Below are 18,603 nucleotides of genomic sequence, written 5' to 3' on the forward strand. Positions count from 1 at the left end.
ATGGATAAGGACCTTGTGAAAGCCCTCGCCATGGCAACATCGGCGGGGCTCACACTCGTTTTCTGTATAGGTGGCTTTATTGGGATTGGATATATACTAGATGGTTGGTTTAGAACTGAACCATTATGTATGGTTATATTTGGTCTTATTGGAGCTATAATAGGCTTTTATATGTTATATAAACAAGTTAAGTAGTGAGGTATATATGAATCAATATATTAAATTCATAGTGCGTGTGCTACTAACTTGTTTTTTTATTGCCTTTTTAGGCGGTATAATACAAGTTTTATGTGGCTTAGAAGTGTATCTATGGGGATGGCTTTGGGGCATTTTTATAATGGTACTCTACTTGCTTAGCTTGGCTTTGCATGGACAATCTATTGTGTCAGGAGACCCTTATAAAGCCGTACGTAAAGCTCGCAGGCAGATGATATGGCGTCTTATGTTAGTAGGCTCTTTGGTCGTCTTAGGATTAAAAATACCTGGTGTTGAAGCTGTTAGCATGTTTATAGGTATTGCACTCATACAACCGGCATTATATGTGGTGTATTGGTGGCTTAGTCGGCATTTCTGACCCCGTAAGTAGCAGTAAGAATGATAAGTGTATACCGATAATGCATTATACACAATGTGATTATGAGTAATTGGAATTGTTTACCTTGTAAGTGTTGATTATATATCTATAACGATGTATGATGATACATATATAATATATTTATATTAATTGTAAATATATAAGGTTTTTATTATGACTATGGAAGGGGTTGAGAACGTGGAATTACATGCGGGACACCATGAGGTCGTGCAGTGGTTGGGGTTAACATTTAATATTGATACCTTGATTGCTACATGGGTTACTATGGCTATTGTAATACTGGTAACAGTATTGGCCACCCGAGGACGTAAATTGGTGCCTGTAGGCTTGCAAAATATAGTGGAAGCTATATTAGAAGGCTTAGAGGGGCAGCTAGCTCCGAACTTGGGTCGTCATTGGCCGATGGTAAGTTCCTTGTTATTTACGTTTTTCTTATTTATTTTTGTAGGGAACGAACTGGGTTTAATGCCAACGTTTAAGGCTTTAACATCACCAACATCCGATATTAATACTACAATTGCATTAGCTCTATGTAGCACATTAGTGGTATGGGTTATGGGGATTAAAGTTAAAGGCTTATCCTATTTCAATCATTTTGTACAACCTTATAAGGCTTTGCTAATCCTTAATATTTTTGAGGAAATTGCAAAACCAGTTACACTTGCTTTCCGTCTATTCGGCAATATCGTAGCTGGTGAAATTTTGTTAGAAGTATTGTATAACTTGCCTTGGTTTGTACCTGTACCATGGGTTTGGATTGCTTTTAGTTTATTTATCGGTATTATTCAAGCCTTTATTTTCACAGTTCTTACTGCCTCCTACTTGGGGATGGCTCTTAGTGAGGAACATTAATTATTTTATATGGAGGATATATTATGGAAGCTCAAGGTTTATTCGCATTAGCAGCAGCAATCGCAGTAGGTTGTGGTGCCATTGGTGCAGGTATCGGTGATGGTCTTGTATCTAGCAAAGTAATCGAAGGTATTACACGCCAACCAGAATTACGTGGTCAATTGATGTCTACAATGTTCGTAGCGATTGGTTTGATCGAAGCGATGCCTATCATCGGTGTAGTAGTAGCATTTATTTTGTTATTCAGATAATAACGAGGAGGAATAACCTTGGTTGACTTAAGCCTTGGAACGATTCTTGCTCAAATGTTGAACTTTTTTATATTAGTTTGGCTATTGGCTCGTTTTGCATATAAACCATTATTGGCTATGATGACAGAACGTAAAGAACGAATTGCTAAAGACTTAGAAGCTGCAGAAAAAGCTCGTGCAGAAGCAGAGGAATTTAAAGCTGATTATGCAGCTCAAATTTCTAATGCTCGTGTAGAGGCACAAAAAATTGTTGAAAAAGCAATTCAAGAAGCAGAAAATACAACACGTGAACAATTAGCAACAGCTCGCGAGCAAATTGAACAAGAAAAAAATCGTGCTCGTCAAGATATTGCCATTGAACGTGATCGTGCTATGAACAGCTTGCGCAATGAAGTTGTTTCCTTATCTGTAGCTATGGCTGGTAAAGTTGTTGCTAAAGATATGAACAGCGAAACTAATACGAAATTGATCGAAGACGCTATTCGTCAACTTGATAGTAAAACGATAGGGTTGTGATACGATGAGCATAGAAATTGTAGCAGATAAATACAGTTCAGCTATGTTTGAATTAGCTCAAGAACAAAATAAGTTGGATCTCATGGAGGAGCAATTAGGCTATGTAGCATCTGTAATGGATGAGCAACCTGAATTAAGCTCATTCCTTGAAAATCCAACTGTTACAGAAGATGCAAAGATTAAGCTGATTGGTAAAATTTTTGAATCTAGTCTCGATAAGGTTGCTTTGCATTTTATTTATGTGATGATTAAACGTGGTCGTGATCGCTATATAAAGCAGACTATTGCGGCATTTATTAAGAAATCACGCGAAGCTCGTGGTATTCTAGAAGCAACTGTCACTGTAGCAGAACCAATCACAGCTGATATAGAAGCATCTGTACAAGCTAAATTACGAGAGGTAACGGGCAAAGATGTTATTCTATCCGTGCGTCAAGATCCTTCCATTATGGGTGGTATTATCATTCAAGTAGGGGATAAACGCATTGATGGCTCTGTATCTCGTCGCTTGCAAGAATTAGAAAAATCTTTATTAAGAACGAACTCTATTAGATAGGGGTGAATGGGTATATATGAAAATGAAGCCTGAAGAAATCACTGCTATAATTAAACAGCAGATTCAGGACTATGATGTTGACCTCAATGTCGATGACGTGGGTACTGTTCTCGACGTAGGGGATGGCATCGCCCATATTTATGGTCTTGAAAGAGCCATGGCCGGTGAGTTGTTAGAGTTACCACACGGCGTATATGGCTTGGTTTTGAACTTAGAATTAGATAATGTTGGTGCCGTACTATTGGGTGATGACTTCTTGATTAAAGAAGGTGACCAAGTACGCCGTACTGGCAAAATTATGGACGTACCAGTAGGTGATGCACTTATTGGTCGTGTAGTAAATCCGTTGGGTCAGCCTATCGATGGTAAGGGTGCTATTCAAGCGACAGAACGTCGTCCTGTAGAACATCCAGCTCCTGGTATTGCAGATCGTCAATCTGTAAATGAACCTTTGCAAACTGGTTTAAAAGCCATTGATGCGATGGTACCAATCGGTCGTGGCCAACGTGAGCTTATCATTGGTGACCGTGGTACTGGTAAAACTGCAATCGCTCTTGATACAATCATCAACCAAAAAGGTAAAGATGTTATTTGTATCTATGTAGCTATTGGTCAAAAAGAATCTACCGTAGCTCGTGTAGTACAAAAATTAGAAGAAACAGGTGCGTTGGATTATACAATCGTCGTTTCTGCTAGTGCTTCTACAGGTGCTCCATTACAATACATTGCTCCGTATGCAGGTGTTGCTATGGGTGAATACTTCATGTACAAAGGCAAACATGTACTTTGCGTATATGATGACTTAACTAAGCAAGCAGCTGCTTACCGTGCTATGTCTCTATTATTACGCCGTCCACCAGGGCGTGAAGCGTATCCAGGCGACGTATTCTACTTACACAGTCGTTTATTAGAACGTGCTGCTAAACTTTCACCAGAACTTGGCGGTGGTTCTATTACAGCGTTGCCAATCATTGAAACACAAGCCGGTGACGTATCTGCATACATCCCAACAAACGTAATTTCCATTACTGATGGTCAAATTTTCTTAGGGACAGATATGTTCTACTCTGGTATCCGTCCAGCTGTTGACGTAGGTTTGTCCGTATCCCGTGTAGGTGGTAGCGCTCAAACTAAAGCGATGAAACAAGTAGCAGGCCAATTGCGTTTGGACCTTGCTCAATATCGTGAATTGGCAGCCTTCGCACAGTTCGGTTCCGATCTTGATGCGGCTACTAAAGCACAATTAGACCGCGGTGAACGTTTGACTGAAATGTTAAAGCAAGGTCAATATGAACCTATGAGCGTAGCAGAAATGGTTATCAACCTTTACGCTGGTACAAAAGGTTATTTAGCTAATATTCAAGTAGATGATGTATTATCATTTGAAGCTGAACTTTTACGTTTTATAAAAGCTAACTATCCTGAAATTATCACGAATATTGAAACGTCTAAGAAAATTGATGAAGATACTGAAAATCTATTGAAGCAAGCAATCCCAGAATGTGTAGAAGCATTTGGTTCTACGCATACATTAGTGTCTCATAAGGAGGCGTAATGTATGGCTAGTGCACAAGATTTGCGGAAACGCATAAAAAGTGTTACCAATACGCAACAAATTACAAAAGCGATGAAGATGGTTGCTTCAGCTCGTCTTCGTAGGGCACAAACAAAAGCGGAATCTACACGTCCTTACGCAGAAAAAATTGGGCAAATCTTGCGTCATATGTCTAATAGTGATTTAGAAGGCTTTAGCAGTCCTTTACTAGAGGTACGTCCTATAAAGCGTACGTGCTATATAGTAATAGGTGCTGATAAGGGCCTTGCAGGGGCATTCTCGTCTAATGTATTGAAATTTGCTATGGAGCAATTGCATGGCAAATCTTCCGATACATATCGTGTTATCACGGCTGGTAAAAAGCCAAGAGACAGCATGAAATCCAGAGGAATTCATATCGATAAGTCCTATGCGGGCTTCTCTGATAAACCTTCCTATGAACATGCGCGTGCCATTATGCATGAAGCACTTTCACTATACGAACGTCATGAAGTTGACGAAGTCATCATGATCTATACACGTTTTGTAAATTCTATGACGCAAATTGCACAGGCTGAGCGCTTGTTGCCAATAGAGCAACCACAAGATGAGGTAAAAGGGGAAGAATATGACTTTATGCCTTCCGCTGTATCTGTCTTGGAGGCGTTGCTACCAAAATATTTAGAAATTACTGTTTATAATGGATTGTTGCAATCTGCAGCAAGTGAACTTGGTGCTCGCATGACAGCCATGACATCTGCTACAGACAATGCAGGGGAACTCATTGATTCCTTGGGGCTTGAATATAACAAGTTACGTCAATCTAGCATTACAAACGAAATTTCTGAAATCGTTGGTGGCGCTAATGCCTTGCAATAAATAAGGAGACATCTGTCGATGAGTAATAATATTGGTAAAGTTGTGCAGGTTATCGGCCCAGTTGTAGACGTGCGCTTCGATGCTGGTCATTTGCCAAGCATCTACAACGCCATCAACATCTACCATGACCATAAGGCACATGATAGACAAAAAATTGTAGTAGAGGTTATGCAACACTTAGGTGATGATACTGTACGTTGCGTTGCAATGAGCTCTACTGACGGTATGACCCGTAATATGGATGCTGAAGATACTGGTGCTGCAATTGCCGTTCCTGTAGGTGAAGGTGTATTGGGTCGTATCTTTAACGTATTAGGTGAAACGGTAGACCATGATCCAGCTCCAGTTGTAGCTGACGAAAAATGGCCTATTCATCGTCCTGCACCTAAATTTGATGACCTTTCTCCAGATACACAAATCTTGGAAACAGGTATTAAGGTTGTTGACCTTATCGCTCCATACGTAAAAGGTGGTAAAATTGGCCTCTTCGGTGGTGCCGGCGTAGGTAAAACCGTATTAATCATGGAATTGATTCACAATGTTGCTACAGAGCACGGTGGTTACTCCGTATTCTCCGGCGTAGGCGAACGTACTCGTGAAGGTAACGACTTGTGGAATGAAATGAAAGAATCCGGCGTTATCAATAAAACAGCCCTCGTATATGGCCAAATGAATGAGCCACCTGGGGCTCGTATGCGCGTAGGTCTTACAGGCCTTACAATGGCTGAGTATTTCCGTGATGTGAAAAAACAAGACGTGCTCTTGTTTATCGATAATATCTTCCGCTTTATTCAAGCGGGTTCCGAAGTATCTGCCCTCTTAGGTCGTATGCCATCTGCCGTAGGTTACCAACCTACATTGGCTAACGACGTAGGTGCATTACAAGAACGTATTACATCTACAAAAGAAGGTTCCATTACTTCTGTACAAGCTGTATATGTACCAGCCGATGACTTGACTGACCCTGCTCCAGCAGCGACATTCGCTCACTTGGATGCAACAACAGTATTGTCTCGTTCCATTGCGGAACTCGGTATTTATCCAGCGGTAGATCCACTCGATTCTACAAGCCGTATCTTGGACCCACATGTACTTGGTGAAGAACACTATGCGGTAGCTCGTGGCGTACAAGAAGTATTGCAAAAATATCGCGATCTTCAAGATATTATCGCAATCCTCGGCATGGAAGAATTGTCTGACGAAGATAAATTGACTGTATCTCGCGCTCGTAAGATTCAACGTTTCTTGAGTCAACCATTCTTCGTAGCCGAAGTATTTACAGGTTCTCCTGGTAAATACGTACCATTGTCCGAAACATTGAGAGGCTTTAAAGAAATCCTTGATGGTAAACATGATGATTTACCTGAAGGTGCATTCTATATGGTTGGTACCATTGATGAAGCCGTTCAAAAAGCAAAGGAAATGCAAGAGAAGGGGGAATAATCCATGGCGGAACCTATGTCCCTACAGATCATCACACCTGATGCGATTGTCTTTGAAGGCAAGTCTACATTCTTTGTAGGCAAAGCCATCGATGGTCAATTTGGTGTTTTGCCAAATCATGCACCTATGATTATCGCATTAGATTTAGCGCCATTACGCATAGATCAACCAGATGGAACATCTCGTGAACTTGCCGTATTTGGTGGCTTCTGTGAAATTGAACATAATAAGGTGAGTATTGTAACCCCAGATTGCCAAGATCCATCATCTATTGATGTGGAACGTGCTCGTCGAGCTAAAGAGCGTGCAGAAGGTCGGTTATCCAATCCTACACCAGATATCGATGTAGAACGTGCAGAAGCTGCATTGCAACGTGCATTATTGCGCTTGCATGTAACTAAACAACTATAAAGTAAAAGGCTAGCCATAGGGCTAGCCTTTTTCTATAGAATTTCATTTTGTTTATAGGAAACACTCATCTAATATTAAGGTCATCTACTTATACTAAAATTTGTCATTTAAATTTAATGACTTATTGTGTTAATTTGGAGGTTTTCTAATGAACGTATCAAAAAAATCTTTCATTGCTTTTGCTGTATTAGCATGCTGTTTTGGTGCATCTACACTAGGAACACATGTAGACGCATCTTATGGTTATAAATATACTGACTCGGTTCGCCCACCAGTAGAAACTCCTACAAATGATGCTTTTAGAGCTAACATGGTTAAACAAAATGAAGCTAATAATGCTAAATATGCTGCGGCTACTAATACAAGTACAGCAAGTCCAAAAGATGATGATTCAATTTATTACGTAAGCGATTTATCTGATTCCTTCCGTAGTTCATTTACTGCACTTTTAAGAAATGCTGGTTTTACAGAGCATCAACTTAGATTAATCGGCTTGATTCACTAAGTTATGTATCATTAATAGGTGAATACAAAAAGACCGTTAAGCAATTGCTTAACGGTCTTTTTATTGTCTCTTATAATACGCTAACACCTTTTAAGGAGTAAGCAGTATTTCTAGGTTGTTCTACTTGGAAGTCAAGTACAACAGGAGATTCAGAGTTGATGCCAGGTGCTTGATAGCGGTCACGGTCTGTTGGAATGCGTTTGTATGGTAATTTATCAAGTAATACAGTCATAACTTTGTTCCATACAGCCTTATGTGTTGGCATTGTTAAGGAATCATCAGTTTGATTGAATCCACTGCGTACAGTGTGAATTACTTGATCATTCACATCGTAATAATATAAAAGTGCATTTACCTTTGCGGCGATATACATTTCACGATCATCATTATTATATGCATATGGGCTATTAACACCATTGATTTGTACATATACGTCTTGTAATGGTACAGGCATAATAACGATTTCAGAATTTTGTGCAGCTGCAATTTGTGCAAGGTCAACAGCTCTAATTTCAGCTGTTGGCGTATTAGTACTTACGATTGCTGTATCATAGTATGGATACTTAAGCGTATTAGATAGACGGTCTGTCATGTAACGACCTAATTGGGCTGTGTTTTCGTTGCGCAATTTTGCAGGTACAACAATTGTAACTTTGCGACTAGGGAAATTATCTAAGTGACCATCATAATTAGAATTAGAAGTATTGATAGTCGCTTTTTCAGGTGTTCCAACAATTGGTGTTGAAACAGGTGTGTTTGCAACCTTCAAAATAGGTTGACCATTATTATCGGCTTGTAATGTAGGGGTAGTCGTATCTACATTGGATGGCATAGAGTTAATGACTACCGGTTGAGCGGTATTTGATGTTAACTGGCTCATATTAATAGTGGCAGCACTTGCTGTAGCGAGTGTAGATGCCAATAGTACACCTAGTACTGTAAGTAGCGAACGTTTATAGCGTCCGAATGTATAAAACATAGTTCCTCCTCTAAATAAGACTCTTTAAAATTCACAAACAAAACAACTGGTACTATTATATCACATATACAAAAAAAAGAAGCAAGCTTTATGCTTGCTTCTATGTTTGGTGGACGATGACAGGATCGAACTGCCGACATCCTGCTTGTAAGGCAGGCGCTCTCCCAGCTGAGCTAATCGTCCATATGGTGACCCGTCCGGGAATCGAACCCGGGATACCGCCGTGAAAGGGCGGTGTCTTAACCGCTTGACCAACGGGCCAGAATGGCTCCTCGAGTAGGACTCGAACCTACGACCGATCGGTTAACAGCCGATTGCTCTACCAACTGAGCTATCGAGGAATGGTACGATTGTTATTATATGTTAGATTAATTATAAAAGCAAGCGTTTTTTTTAAAATTACTATAAATCAAAAGACGTTAACTATGACTAAAACACATAACGTTATACAAAAAATCAATTATTAAAAATTTTGATAAGTAAGTCATTAAAATTAATATAATCTATATAAATGAATAAACACAGATAAATACTGTGTTTATAGAGATATCTTGAGGGATATTTTACTAAGAGTTAGCAATATAAGTATATTGAATATAATCGGTATACATATGCATTACAAAAAAGTTTAAACCTTTTATTTGAAAAATAATATCAAGTAGTCTGAAAGTGTATTTATCATCTTAGATATACTCTGCATTTATACGGTGATTTCAACCTAATTTTGGCCTCTAAAAGTGGATTAATATATAGGGTATAAAAATTCTTTCAACCTATGATTAACTATGACTTTTATCACATTGGGAATATAGTTTTTATAGTCGAAAATATGATGAAAAAGAACTATTGAAATACCGAAATATATACAGCAATATTCATGAAAATAATTCTCAAAACATGAAAAAGCATTGAGAAAACTGTATAGTTAAGCCGTTGAAAGCATGTATGTTGTGTGTTACGATTGATGCATAGAGTTAATCTCGATGTGTATGAGAAACATATGTCTTATACACTTGAGAGTTAAAAGTTATCTCACGGTAATTTAGAATTAATATTCAACTATGTTCCTGAGGAGGGATTATCTTGCGCGAGATTCAAGTATCTGAAATCACAAAAACAGTCCGTCAAATGTGTATGGACGCAGCTTACCACTTGCCAAAAGACATCTATGAAGGCTTGAAAAAAGGCCGTGAAACAGAAGAGTCTCCAGTTGGTTGCATCGTTCTCGATCAAATCATCAAAAATGCAGAAATTGCTGATGCTGAAGATCGTCCATACTGCCAAGATACTGGTATGACATTGGTATTCGTAGAAGTAGGTCAAGATGTTCATTTCGTTGGTGGCGATCTTAAAGAAGCTATCAATGAAGGTGTTGCTCAAGGTTATGTAGAAGGTTACCTTCGTAAATCCGTTGTAGCAGAACCATTGTTCAACCGTAAAAACACTCAAAACAACACACCTGCAATCATCTACATCGATATCGTTCCTGGCGATAAAGTAGAAATCAACGTAGAACTTAAAGGCTTCGGTTCTGAAAATAAATCTGACGTAGCTATGTTGGTACCTGCAGATGGCGTTGAAGGCGTTAAAAATGCAGTTCTTGAAATCGTAAAACATGCTGGCCCTAACCCATGCCCTCCAATCGTACTTGGCGTTGGTATTGGTGGTACTATGGACCAAGCAGCTGTTATGTCCAAAAAAGCTTTGCTTCGCGATATTAGCACTCCTCACAAAGATCCTGAGTATGCAAAATTGGAAGAAGAAATTTTGGAAATGGTTAACAAAACTGGTATCGGTCCACAATTGGGCGGCACAACAACTTGTATCGGTGTAAACATCGAATGGGGTGCAACTCATATCGCCGGCCTTCCTGTTGCTGTTACTATTATGTGTCATGCTGCTCGTCATAAACACGTAGTACTTTAATCGGTAGGAGGTAATTACAATGGCTGAAACAATTCGCATTAATACTGAAGAATATAATGAAGAGTTTTCCCGTAAATTAAAAGTTGGTGATAGCGTTCTTATCACTGGCAAAATTTACTCCGCTCGTGACGCTGCTCATAAAGTTATGACTGAAGCTTTAGCACGTGGCGAAAAATTACCAATCGATTGGACTAACAAATTCGTTTACTACCTTGGCCCAACACCTGCAAAACCTGGTGACCCAATTGGTTCCGCTGGTCCTACAACTTCTGGTCGTATGGATGCTTATACACCAACAATGCTTGATCAAGGTATCAAAGGCATGATCGGTAAAGGTTCCCGTAAACCAGCAGTAGTTGAATCCATGAAGAAAAATGGTTGCACATACTTCGCAGCAGTTGGTGGCGCTGCAGCATTGATTGCAAAATCCATCAAAAAATACGAAGTACTTGCTTATGGTGAACTTGGTCCAGAAGCTTTGGCTGAATTGACAGTTGAAGATTTCCCTTGCATCGTAGTTGGCGATACTGAAGGTAACAACTTCTACGAACAAGGCCAAAAACCTTATAGAAAAATCTAATATCACCGTTGAGTGATTGAAAGAGGCTTGCTAATGCAAGCCTCTTTTTTTCTATAGATATTCAATAACTATCACTGTACATGTATATATTTAATGATTATTACATTGTTTATTAGTATGATAGTAATATATGAAATTACTTTTATAGTTTATATATTATTATGTTAGATTCACCTTTGCTTAGTAGAGTAAAGTCTACCGATTCTGTCCATTTTGTGATAATATACATATAGATTTATACATTCAAAGTGAGTGAGGCGATATCATGACTTCTGTAGAAACTATTCGTCAGTCAGTGCGTACAGCGATGGCTGAATTACTAGATTTGGCAAAGGTTCGAGAAGGTCAATTATTCGTGGTGGGTTGTTCCACTAGCGAAGTTATGGGTAAGAAAATTGGCACTGATTCCCACATTGATGTGGCTCAGATCCTATTTGATGAAATATATAAAGCTGTTAAAGCTAAAGGTCTTAATTTGGCCGTTCAATGCTGTGAACATATTAATCGAGCTCTTGTTATGGAACGTAGTGCAGTAACATGGGAGGAAGAGGTTAATGTAGTACCTCAACGTCATGCAGGTGGAGCCATGGCTGTTACTGCCTATGAACGTTTTGACGATCCAGTGATGGTTGAATTTATTAAAGCTGATGCAGGTATCGACATCGGGGACACTTTCATAGGTATGCATATGAAACATGTTACTGTACCAGTGCGCCTCAGTATTAAAGAAATTGGGGATGCCCATGTAACTGCTTGTCGTGTTCGACCTAAGAGCATTGGTGGTGAACGTGCTGCATATAATGAAGCGTTGATGTAGGGGGATAGTATGTCAAACGTAATACCATATTTTGTATTAGCTGTTGTAGCGCTTGGATTTTTTGCCATTTGTTACGCCGTTTTTAATCGTAATGATAGTGAAAGCCAAGCTAAAGATGAGCATCGTGATAGATCTGTTACTAAGTTTGATGGCGAACATCATAGAGAAAAGTCCGCTAATGAATCTAGGGTAGGCGATGTAACTGTTACACATGAAGGTGGAACCAATGTGTATACGGCCTCTGTGTTAGAGGATAATGAAGATTATAATGCTTCTGAATCTATGGTAACTCATGAAGATACATCTTATAACCGACGAGATGGCAATCAATTACATGTGGAAGACTCCGGAACAGGATATTCCTTGGCCTTAGGTCACCATGCAGGCGAGACTGAGACTAAATCAAGTCAAGCTGATTTAAAAGGACAAGAACCTATTCAAGATACATCTGTTTCTGCTGAATCTATTCCGCATGAAACTGTTCCAGAGAATTCTGATTCTCTAGAGAATCCAGAATATAATTCGACAGAACATGGTATGGATGAAACTATTGTAATGCCTGCAGTTTCTGATGTGGGCCTCTCCAATGGTGAGCATCATGCCACTCCATTGATGGATAAGACTATTGTTCTTGATGCTGTTACAGATGAACTACGCAATCGAGCTAATTCTGTAGAGGATACGATTGCTATGGGCGAATCTGTAGAGGCTCTTGAAGCTGATGAAGCAGAAAATATTGAGGCTACACAAATGATTGGTGGTGTCGATGAGATTAAAACAGCAGAAGGCCCATCTGTATTGGATGAAACGCGCTTGTTTGATGCTTCAGAAATAGAGGCTCAATTGTCAGCCGCTAGTATGGTTGAAGAAGAGGTACCAACAGGGCAATGGGCTAAAGCGGCACATGAAGATAAATGTATTGAATTGGCAATCGCGCCATTTATTCATGCCTTCGGCGTGTTGCATGGAGATACACAACATTATGTGGAATCTATTACAAGAGATGCATTAACAGCTCTTAATATTACAAAGTTAGCTGAAGTCAACGCACTTCTTGATAATATTGTTATTCAAGAAGCATTGATGAGTATGCAAAAGGCTTATGCTGCGACGAATACAGAGTGGATGAAATCCGCCGCCTTAGGTGCGTTCTTAGATGTAGTACAATCACCTAAGTCTAGTACTCCGTACCTTGTAGCCTTTGATGCGTTACGTGTATTGCCACACTTGACATTAGGTCATTTTCAAGTCATGGCATTGACACTATTGCTACAATACTCTAGAAACTCTAATAATTATGGATTAATTCATTTCCAACATTATGTAGAGAAATATATTGAGCCATTTATTTCTGATTTACCTCAAAATAATTCTTTCTACCGTCAATTAGATTACTTACGCTGTACACAAGAGGAACGTGAACCGATTACATTAGCCCAAGTATTATCCAATTCTTATCCATTCGTGTTCAATTATCGTGGTTTCTCCAAGGAGGAACTCTTCCGTGCTACCGATGGTCATGGTGTGGATCCGCGCTATGTAGTGCGTAGCTTGAATTCCAATCTATATAAATTGGCTTTGGTTGATGAGTCTTTAGCACCACGATTCTTTAGACAAACTCGCATTTCCGATTCTATGGTACAACGAGATCTCATCGCTCTTATGAAGAGTAAACCGACTGCTTTCAGAGGTCAAGAAGCACGTGATATTATGGATGATATTTCTCCAGTTCTCTTAGATTTAGCAGATGTATTTGATCATACGCCTATGTCTAAAATCAGTTTAACATTACTTGGCCTATATTTAGGTCGTGCTCATGTGAAAGCTACGATTGGTGAAGAATTCGATTTATCTCATTGGTTCTAATGTGTAAAATTAATTGCTAAGAACTAATATTAAAGAATTAATACTAAAGAAATAATAACTGTATACTAAAAGGTCTCCCTAGATTATATAGGGAGACCTTTTTACGTTTATTGTATATTATTAGTTTTATTATAGGTTAAAAGATATGCTAGAAGCTATTAAAACCGAATTCTTCGATTCCTTCCACGTCTTTTAGTGTTACTGTACGGCCTGTAATATCGATAATGCCTTCATCTCTTAGGCGCCCGAGTTCGCGGCTAAGTGCTGTGCGAGATACATTGAGTACCTCTGCCATTTGCTCACGGTTATGTGGCAAATGGATTGTTGTAGACTGCTGACGTTTATAAATGTCTGTTAAGTACGCGAAAATCTTCTCGCGCATACCTTTCAAGGTAAGATAATGAACCTTTCTTGTAAGGAGAATAGCTTTTTCAGACAAGTCCTCCAATAGGTTGGACAAGATTTTTGTTTGGCATTGTTGGCAATCAGGCAATGTATCAATAAATGTTTCAAGAGGAATGAACATAATTTTACTAACCTTTGTAGCTTTAATCGTAGCAGGCCATAATGGTTGTTTACTAAATAGTAATGCTTCACCAAAAATATCAGACTGTTCAAGGTTAGCCATAATAACGCGTTGGCCCATAACATTTTCACGTGTCAGTAACGCACTGCCTTCGAGAATAACGCCAATGCCTTCCATAGGATCCCCAGAGAGGGCAATAAAATCATTTTTTTTATAGCTATGCACAATAACTTTCGCATTATTTAAATAACTGCGTAGTTCAGGTTCGCCCAACTTATTAAATAAAGGGCATTTAATTAGGTTAGGTAGATATTGGTTGATAATGTCATTTGAAAGTATTTGCTTCATGGTCGCCTCCGATGTGACGAAGTCTATAGTAAATTAAATTGATTATTGTATAATAATAGTATAAGGTCAAATGACCTACCTGTTCCGAAAGGGGAGCCAGGTAAAAATTTTGAAAAAGTTTTTTATTTGTTGCTCAAGCTACAGAAATTGTATCACCTTTACGTTATACTTTCAAATGTAATCAATCAGACACCTGATAATTCATCAGTGTAATGTATAGGTTTTATATTATCTAGCTTGAATGCGAGGAAGTCTCGCAAAGGAGGATTTTTAAATGAGCATGTTCTGTTATCAATGCGAACAATCTGCAGCACCAGGCGGCTGTACTGTACAAGGTGTATGTGGTAAAACTGCACCAGTTGCTAACTTACAAGACGAATTAACTGCTGCTTTAGTTGGTTTAGCACGCGCTTTAGACGTAAAAGGCCAAACTAAAGAAGGCGTTGACTATTTAATGCGTGGTTTGTTCATGTGTGTAACAAACGTAAACTTCTCTGAAGACCGCGTTCAAGAATTCATCGACGAAGTAAACGCTTATCATGCAAAAATCGATAGCGCAGCTCAAAACTTCGATTGGGAACAATTGTGGAAAGGTGAAGAAGATATCGTATCCCTTCGTTCCACATTATTGTTAGGTATGCGTGGTATGGCTGCTTATGCATGGCATGCTGCACGCCTTGGTTTCCATGATCCTGAAGTTGATGCTTGGTTCATCAAAGGCATGGTAGAATTCGCTAAAGACCACAGTGCTGAAGAATGGTTGAACTTGTTGATGGAATTCGGTCAAATCAACTTGAAATGCATGGCTATTCTTGATAAAGCTAACACTGAAACATATGGTACTCCAGTACCAACTACAGTACCTTTGACTGTAGAACCAGGTCCTTTCATTGTTGTAACTGGTCATGACCTTCACGACTTGAATCAATTGTTGGAACAAACTGATGGTAAAGGTGTAAACATCTATACTCACGGTGAAATGTTACCTTGCCACGCTTATCCTGAATTGAAAAAACATCCTCAATTGAAAGGTAACTTCGGTACTGCATGGCAAAATCAACAAAAAGAATTCGTTGACGTTCCTGGCGCATTCTTGTTCACTACAAACTGCATTATGCCGCCAAAAGAAAACTACAGAGCTAATATCTTCACTACAGATATGGTAGGTTTCGACGGCTGTGCACACGTAGAAGAAAAAGCTGATGGCACTAAAGACTTCTCCGCTGTTATTGAACGCGCAATCGAATTGGGCGGCTACAAAGAAGCTCAAGAATTCACTGGTATCAACGGTGGTCACGAAGTAACTACTGGTTTCGGTCACGGTACAGTATTGGGTATTGCTGATAAAGTAATCGACGCTGTAAAAGCTGGCGCAATCAAACACTTCTTCTTAGTTGGTGGTTGTGACGGTGCTAAAGTAGGCCGTAACTACTACACAGAATTCGTAAAACAAACTCCAGATGATACTGTAGTATTGACATTGGCTTGTGGTAAATTCCGCTTCAACGACCTTAACATCGGTGAAATCGGTGGTATCCCTCGTATCCTTGATATGGGTCAATGTAACGATGCTTACTCCGCTATTCAAGTAGCAGTAGCTTTGGCTGGTGCATTTGAATGTGACGTAAACGACTTGCCATTAACATTGGTATTGTCCTGGTACGAACAAAAAGCAGTATGTATCTTGTTAACATTGTTGGCATTGGGTATCCGCAACATCTACATCGGACCTTCCTTGCCTAAATTCTTCTCCAGCAATGTATTGAACATTTTGGTAGAAAAATTCCAATTACATCCAATTACAACTCCAGAAGCTGACATGAAAGCTATCTTGGGCTAATAGGATCCATTAACTTATTAACTACAGTCCTACTTCCCCTCTCTTTTATGATTTAGGACTGTTGTTATAAATAACGCACCTTAGGTTCGCCTAAGGTGCGTTTTTTACTATTTTGTGAAAGCTATCTGTTAGTGGCTGTATATTGATGGGGCCCAGTTTCGTATCTACAACTTAGTTAAAAAGGAAAGACTATACTTCTTTGCTCCTCGTGACCTGATGTCGCTGCATAAGTATAGTCTTTCCTTTTTATAACTGTAGATAAGAAGGCGTCCCATCAATATACTAATTCTTAAATAGCTTTCACCAAAATAGTACTTGGAGAGGGATGCGGTTTGCACTCAATAGGTTATGCCCATTAGCAGAAAGGTTCGTGGAAAATAAGTTCCATCAATATACAAACTTATAAAATAGTGTTTTTCAAAATAGTAACGTAGAGTGGGGATGTCGATGTATACGTATAGTCCTCTGTAGAAGTACATTTATGCCCCTAATGTGCATATAGACAGTAATCAATATCGATTGTTATACTATAGGTAAAGTAAGATTTTTTCACATTGTTGATGTGTATATAGAGGCGTGTATGAATAGTATTTTTGATATTATAGGGCCTGTTATGATTGGCCCGTCTAGTTCGCATACAGCTGGTGCTGCGCGGCTAGGTAAGATGGCGCGGTGTATTTTCCGTTCCACACCTAAAAAGGTAGATTTAACCTTATATGGATCTTTTGCGAAGACCTATAAAGGTCATGGTACAGACCGTGCTTTGATTGGCGGTTTATTGGGGTTCAAAGAGGATGATACGAATATTCGTGTTGCTCATAAATTAGCTGAGAAAGAGGGGATGGAGTACAACTTTATTGAGTCTCCTCTCGATGTAGGCCATCCTAATGTAGTTCGTTTTGATATGTACGATGAACATAATCGCCATATGACTGTTATTGGTCGTTCTCTTGGTGGTGGTCAAATTATGATTACCGAAGTAGATGGCAATGATATGTCTATTACTGGCGATGAGTTTACCCTTGTCGTATTTCATGAGGATAGACCTGGTGCCATTTCTCTTGTGAGCCAAGCATTGAGTGAGTCCGATATTAATATTGCTACCATGCGTGTATTCCGTAAGGGTAAGCACAAGGATGCAGTGATGGTCATTACTACCGATACAGTAGTAAATCCTATTACCGTTCAGTTTATGCGCGAGTGTCCAGGCATTCAAGATGTGATGACCTTTGAAGCGTTATAGGAGGGCGAATGATGAGTTATGCATACGATACAATTGCAGATATTATTCGCTTAGCTGAGGAAAATAACATTTCCTTTGGTGAAGTAGTACTGCGTTATGAATTAGAAAATTATGACCGCAGTGAAGAAGCGGTTATTCGTGAAATAGAGCATCGTTTAGACATCTTTGAAGGTTCTATTCAAGATGGTATAGACTATGCAGAAAAAACAGCGTCTGGTATGTCCGGTGGCCAGGCAGCACAGCTTAATGGACAAACACCAAGATTTATGAGTGATATTGCGTACAAAGCTATGACCTATGCTATTGCTGTTAATGAAGCAAATGCAAAGATGTTCCGCATTGTTGCGTGCCCTACGGCTGGATCTTGTGGTGTTATGCCTGGTGCGGTGAAAGCAGTAGCGGACCATTACAAGCTAGATAGAGCAACTATGGTAAAGGGCTTCTTGGCTGCCTCTGGCATTGGCAATGTCGTAGCGAATCGCGCTTGTGTGGCCGGTGCCGTTGGCGGTTGCCAAGCAGAAATTGGTACGGCCGCTTGTATGGCTGCCGGTGCTATTGTAGAAATGATGGGTGGTACGCCTCGTCAAGTAGGACATGCTATCGCATTGTGCATGAAAAACTTATTGGGCCTTGCCTGTGATCCAGTAGCAGGGCTTGTAGAGGTACCGTGCGTTAAACGTAATGGTTTCTATGCAGTTCATGCCATTACTGCATCTGAATTGGCTTTGATGAATATTGAAAGTCAAATTCCACCAGATGAAGTTATTGAAGCAATGAATAATATCGGTCGCGCTATGCCAGCAGCATTGCGTGAAACAAGTGATGGCGGCCTTGCGGTAACACCGACGGGTACAGCTATTGCAGAACGAGTGCAATCCTTATAGGATTGCACTTTTTTCATGCTTTCATTTGTAGTAAAATAAAGTTTAGACTAGT

20 protein-coding genes and 3 tRNA genes are annotated in these 18,603 nt (G+C 39.5%); 18 read left to right on the plus strand and 5 right to left on the minus strand.

Features of this window, described 5'->3' with window-relative positions:
• From LKD20_RS05295 to LKD20_RS05345, 11 genes are all read left to right on the plus strand, one after another.
• Positions 1-195, plus strand: coding sequence for an AtpZ/AtpI family protein (locus LKD20_RS05295; RefSeq protein WP_227721103.1), 195 nt, complete (start codon positions 1-3; stop codon positions 193-195).
• Positions 196-205: 10 nt separating this feature from the next.
• Positions 206-574 (plus strand): hypothetical protein, encoded by a 369-nt coding sequence (locus LKD20_RS05300; RefSeq protein WP_005385424.1) that lies wholly within the window; start codon positions 206-208, stop codon positions 572-574.
• Positions 575-748: 174 nt separating this feature from the next.
• Positions 749-1,447, plus strand: a complete 699-nt coding sequence (gene atpB, locus LKD20_RS05305) for a F0F1 ATP synthase subunit A (RefSeq protein ID WP_005385425.1) — start codon at positions 749-751, stop codon at positions 1,445-1,447.
• Positions 1,448-1,470: 23 nt separating this feature from the next.
• The gene (atpE, locus tag LKD20_RS05310) at positions 1,471-1,698 is read left to right on the plus strand and encodes a F0F1 ATP synthase subunit C (protein ID WP_004695064.1); all 228 of its coding nucleotides are present in this window, start codon (positions 1,471-1,473) and stop codon (positions 1,696-1,698) included.
• 18 nt (positions 1,699-1,716) lie between these two features.
• Positions 1,717-2,214 (plus strand): F0F1 ATP synthase subunit B, encoded by a 498-nt coding sequence (gene atpF, locus LKD20_RS05315; RefSeq protein ID WP_105089726.1) that lies wholly within the window; start codon positions 1,717-1,719, stop codon positions 2,212-2,214.
• 4 nt (positions 2,215-2,218) lie between these two features.
• Positions 2,219-2,770 (plus strand): ATP synthase F1 subunit delta, encoded by a 552-nt coding sequence (gene atpH, locus LKD20_RS05320; protein ID WP_105089725.1) that lies wholly within the window; start codon positions 2,219-2,221, stop codon positions 2,768-2,770.
• 16 nt (positions 2,771-2,786) lie between these two features.
• Positions 2,787-4,325, plus strand: coding sequence for a F0F1 ATP synthase subunit alpha (gene atpA, locus LKD20_RS05325; RefSeq protein WP_105089724.1), 1,539 nt, complete (start codon positions 2,787-2,789; stop codon positions 4,323-4,325).
• Between the two features lie 3 nt (positions 4,326-4,328).
• Positions 4,329-5,183: an ATP synthase F1 subunit gamma gene (gene atpG / locus LKD20_RS05330; RefSeq protein WP_060924366.1), complete on the plus strand. Its 855-nt coding sequence runs from the start codon at positions 4,329-4,331 to the stop codon at positions 5,181-5,183.
• 18 nt (positions 5,184-5,201) lie between these two features.
• Positions 5,202-6,626, plus strand: a complete 1,425-nt coding sequence (gene atpD / locus LKD20_RS05335) for a F0F1 ATP synthase subunit beta (RefSeq protein WP_227721105.1) — start codon at positions 5,202-5,204, stop codon at positions 6,624-6,626.
• A 3-nt stretch (positions 6,627-6,629) separates the two neighbouring features.
• Positions 6,630-7,037 (plus strand): ATP synthase F1 subunit epsilon, encoded by a 408-nt coding sequence (gene atpC / locus LKD20_RS05340; RefSeq protein WP_105089723.1) that lies wholly within the window; start codon positions 6,630-6,632, stop codon positions 7,035-7,037.
• Positions 7,038-7,185: 148 nt separating this feature from the next.
• Complete coding sequence (locus LKD20_RS05345) at positions 7,186-7,542, plus strand: hypothetical protein (protein ID WP_227721106.1); 357 nt, start codon at positions 7,186-7,188, stop codon at positions 7,540-7,542.
• A gap of 70 nt (positions 7,543-7,612) precedes the next feature.
• Here LKD20_RS05345 and LKD20_RS05350 read toward each other — a convergent pair whose 3' ends face one another.
• From LKD20_RS05350 to LKD20_RS05365, 4 genes are all read right to left on the minus strand, one after another.
• Entirely contained in the window at positions 7,613-8,521 is a 909-nt protein-coding gene (locus LKD20_RS05350; RefSeq protein ID WP_156720012.1) for a hypothetical protein, read from the minus strand.
• 107 nt (positions 8,522-8,628) lie between these two features.
• Positions 8,629-8,704 (minus strand) — tRNA-Val (locus LKD20_RS05355).
• 3 nt (positions 8,705-8,707) lie between these two features.
• Positions 8,708-8,782 (minus strand) — tRNA-Glu (locus LKD20_RS05360).
• A gap of 4 nt (positions 8,783-8,786) precedes the next feature.
• Positions 8,787-8,862 (minus strand) — tRNA-Asn (locus LKD20_RS05365).
• Positions 8,863-9,604: 742 nt separating this feature from the next.
• Here LKD20_RS05365 and LKD20_RS05370 point away from each other — a divergent pair.
• The 4 genes from LKD20_RS05370 (at position 9,605) to LKD20_RS05385 (ending at position 13,710) form a co-directional block, all read left to right on the plus strand.
• A complete protein-coding gene (locus LKD20_RS05370; RefSeq protein WP_009660830.1) occupies positions 9,605-10,447 on the plus strand; it encodes a fumarate hydratase in 843 nt (280 codons plus the stop codon).
• A gap of 19 nt (positions 10,448-10,466) precedes the next feature.
• A complete protein-coding gene (locus LKD20_RS05375) occupies positions 10,467-11,027 on the plus strand; it encodes a Fe-S-containing hydro-lyase (protein ID WP_005385442.1) in 561 nt (186 codons plus the stop codon).
• A 265-nt stretch (positions 11,028-11,292) separates the two neighbouring features.
• On the plus strand, positions 11,293-11,844 hold the full coding sequence (locus LKD20_RS05380; RefSeq protein WP_227721107.1) for a TIGR01440 family protein: 552 nt from the start codon (positions 11,293-11,295) through the stop codon (positions 11,842-11,844).
• A 9-nt stretch (positions 11,845-11,853) separates the two neighbouring features.
• Positions 11,854-13,710: an LPO_1073/Vpar_1526 family protein gene (locus LKD20_RS05385; protein WP_227721108.1), complete on the plus strand. Its 1,857-nt coding sequence runs from the start codon at positions 11,854-11,856 to the stop codon at positions 13,708-13,710.
• 148 nt (positions 13,711-13,858) lie between these two features.
• On the opposite strand, the gene LKD20_RS05390 is transcribed toward LKD20_RS05385, so the two are convergent.
• Complete coding sequence (locus tag LKD20_RS05390; RefSeq protein ID WP_024066937.1) at positions 13,859-14,584, minus strand: Crp/Fnr family transcriptional regulator; 726 nt, start codon at positions 14,582-14,584, stop codon at positions 13,859-13,861.
• 274 nt (positions 14,585-14,858) lie between these two features.
• Between LKD20_RS05390 and hcp the strand changes: the two genes are divergently transcribed.
• From hcp to sdaAA, 3 genes are all read left to right on the plus strand, one after another.
• Positions 14,859-16,424 carry a hydroxylamine reductase gene (gene hcp / locus LKD20_RS05395; RefSeq protein ID WP_005377073.1) on the plus strand — a complete coding sequence of 522 codons (1,566 nt, stop codon included), beginning with the start codon at positions 14,859-14,861 and terminating at the stop codon, positions 16,422-16,424.
• A gap of 580 nt (positions 16,425-17,004) precedes the next feature.
• Entirely contained in the window at positions 17,005-17,667 is a 663-nt protein-coding gene (gene sdaAB / locus LKD20_RS05400) for an L-serine ammonia-lyase, iron-sulfur-dependent subunit beta (protein ID WP_005385446.1), read from the plus strand.
• Between the two features lie 11 nt (positions 17,668-17,678).
• Positions 17,679-18,551: an L-serine ammonia-lyase, iron-sulfur-dependent, subunit alpha gene (gene sdaAA, locus LKD20_RS05405; RefSeq protein ID WP_005385447.1), complete on the plus strand. Its 873-nt coding sequence runs from the start codon at positions 17,679-17,681 to the stop codon at positions 18,549-18,551.
• Positions 18,552-18,603 lie beyond the last annotated feature (52 nt).

The organism is Veillonella fallax, assembly GCF_020687175.1.
Taxonomy (GTDB): Bacteria; Bacillota; Negativicutes; order Veillonellales; family Veillonellaceae; genus Veillonella; species Veillonella fallax.

What these genes read in the sequence shown, in the direction of transcription:
- LKD20_RS05390 (WP_024066937.1), bottom strand. Translation starts at nt 14,584, where the DNA reads ATGAAGCAAATACTTTCAAATGACATTATCAACCAATATCTACCTAAC.
- atpB (WP_005385425.1), top strand. Translation starts at nt 749, where the DNA reads ATGACTATGGAAGGGGTTGAGAACGTGGAATTACATGCGGGACACCAT.
- atpC (WP_105089723.1), top strand. Translation starts at nt 6,630, where the DNA reads ATGGCGGAACCTATGTCCCTACAGATCATCACACCTGATGCGATTGTC.
- atpA (WP_105089724.1), top strand. Translation starts at nt 2,787, where the DNA reads ATGAAAATGAAGCCTGAAGAAATCACTGCTATAATTAAACAGCAGATT.
- LKD20_RS05295 (WP_227721103.1), top strand. Translation starts at nt 1, where the DNA reads ATGGATAAGGACCTTGTGAAAGCCCTCGCCATGGCAACATCGGCGGGG.
- LKD20_RS05350 (WP_156720012.1), bottom strand. Translation starts at nt 8,521, where the DNA reads ATGTTTTATACATTCGGACGCTATAAACGTTCGCTACTTACAGTACTA.
- LKD20_RS05300 (WP_005385424.1), top strand. Translation starts at nt 206, where the DNA reads ATGAATCAATATATTAAATTCATAGTGCGTGTGCTACTAACTTGTTTT.
- hcp (WP_005377073.1), top strand. Translation starts at nt 14,859, where the DNA reads ATGAGCATGTTCTGTTATCAATGCGAACAATCTGCAGCACCAGGCGGC.
- atpE (WP_004695064.1), top strand. Translation starts at nt 1,471, where the DNA reads ATGGAAGCTCAAGGTTTATTCGCATTAGCAGCAGCAATCGCAGTAGGT.
- LKD20_RS05345 (WP_227721106.1), top strand. Translation starts at nt 7,186, where the DNA reads ATGAACGTATCAAAAAAATCTTTCATTGCTTTTGCTGTATTAGCATGC.
- sdaAB (WP_005385446.1), top strand. Translation starts at nt 17,005, where the DNA reads ATGAATAGTATTTTTGATATTATAGGGCCTGTTATGATTGGCCCGTCT.
- sdaAA (WP_005385447.1), top strand. Translation starts at nt 17,679, where the DNA reads ATGAGTTATGCATACGATACAATTGCAGATATTATTCGCTTAGCTGAG.
- atpD (WP_227721105.1), top strand. Translation starts at nt 5,202, where the DNA reads ATGAGTAATAATATTGGTAAAGTTGTGCAGGTTATCGGCCCAGTTGTA.
- LKD20_RS05375 (WP_005385442.1), top strand. Translation starts at nt 10,467, where the DNA reads ATGGCTGAAACAATTCGCATTAATACTGAAGAATATAATGAAGAGTTT.
- atpH (WP_105089725.1), top strand. Translation starts at nt 2,219, where the DNA reads ATGAGCATAGAAATTGTAGCAGATAAATACAGTTCAGCTATGTTTGAA.
- LKD20_RS05380 (WP_227721107.1), top strand. Translation starts at nt 11,293, where the DNA reads ATGACTTCTGTAGAAACTATTCGTCAGTCAGTGCGTACAGCGATGGCT.
- atpG (WP_060924366.1), top strand. Translation starts at nt 4,329, where the DNA reads ATGGCTAGTGCACAAGATTTGCGGAAACGCATAAAAAGTGTTACCAAT.
- LKD20_RS05385 (WP_227721108.1), top strand. Translation starts at nt 11,854, where the DNA reads ATGTCAAACGTAATACCATATTTTGTATTAGCTGTTGTAGCGCTTGGA.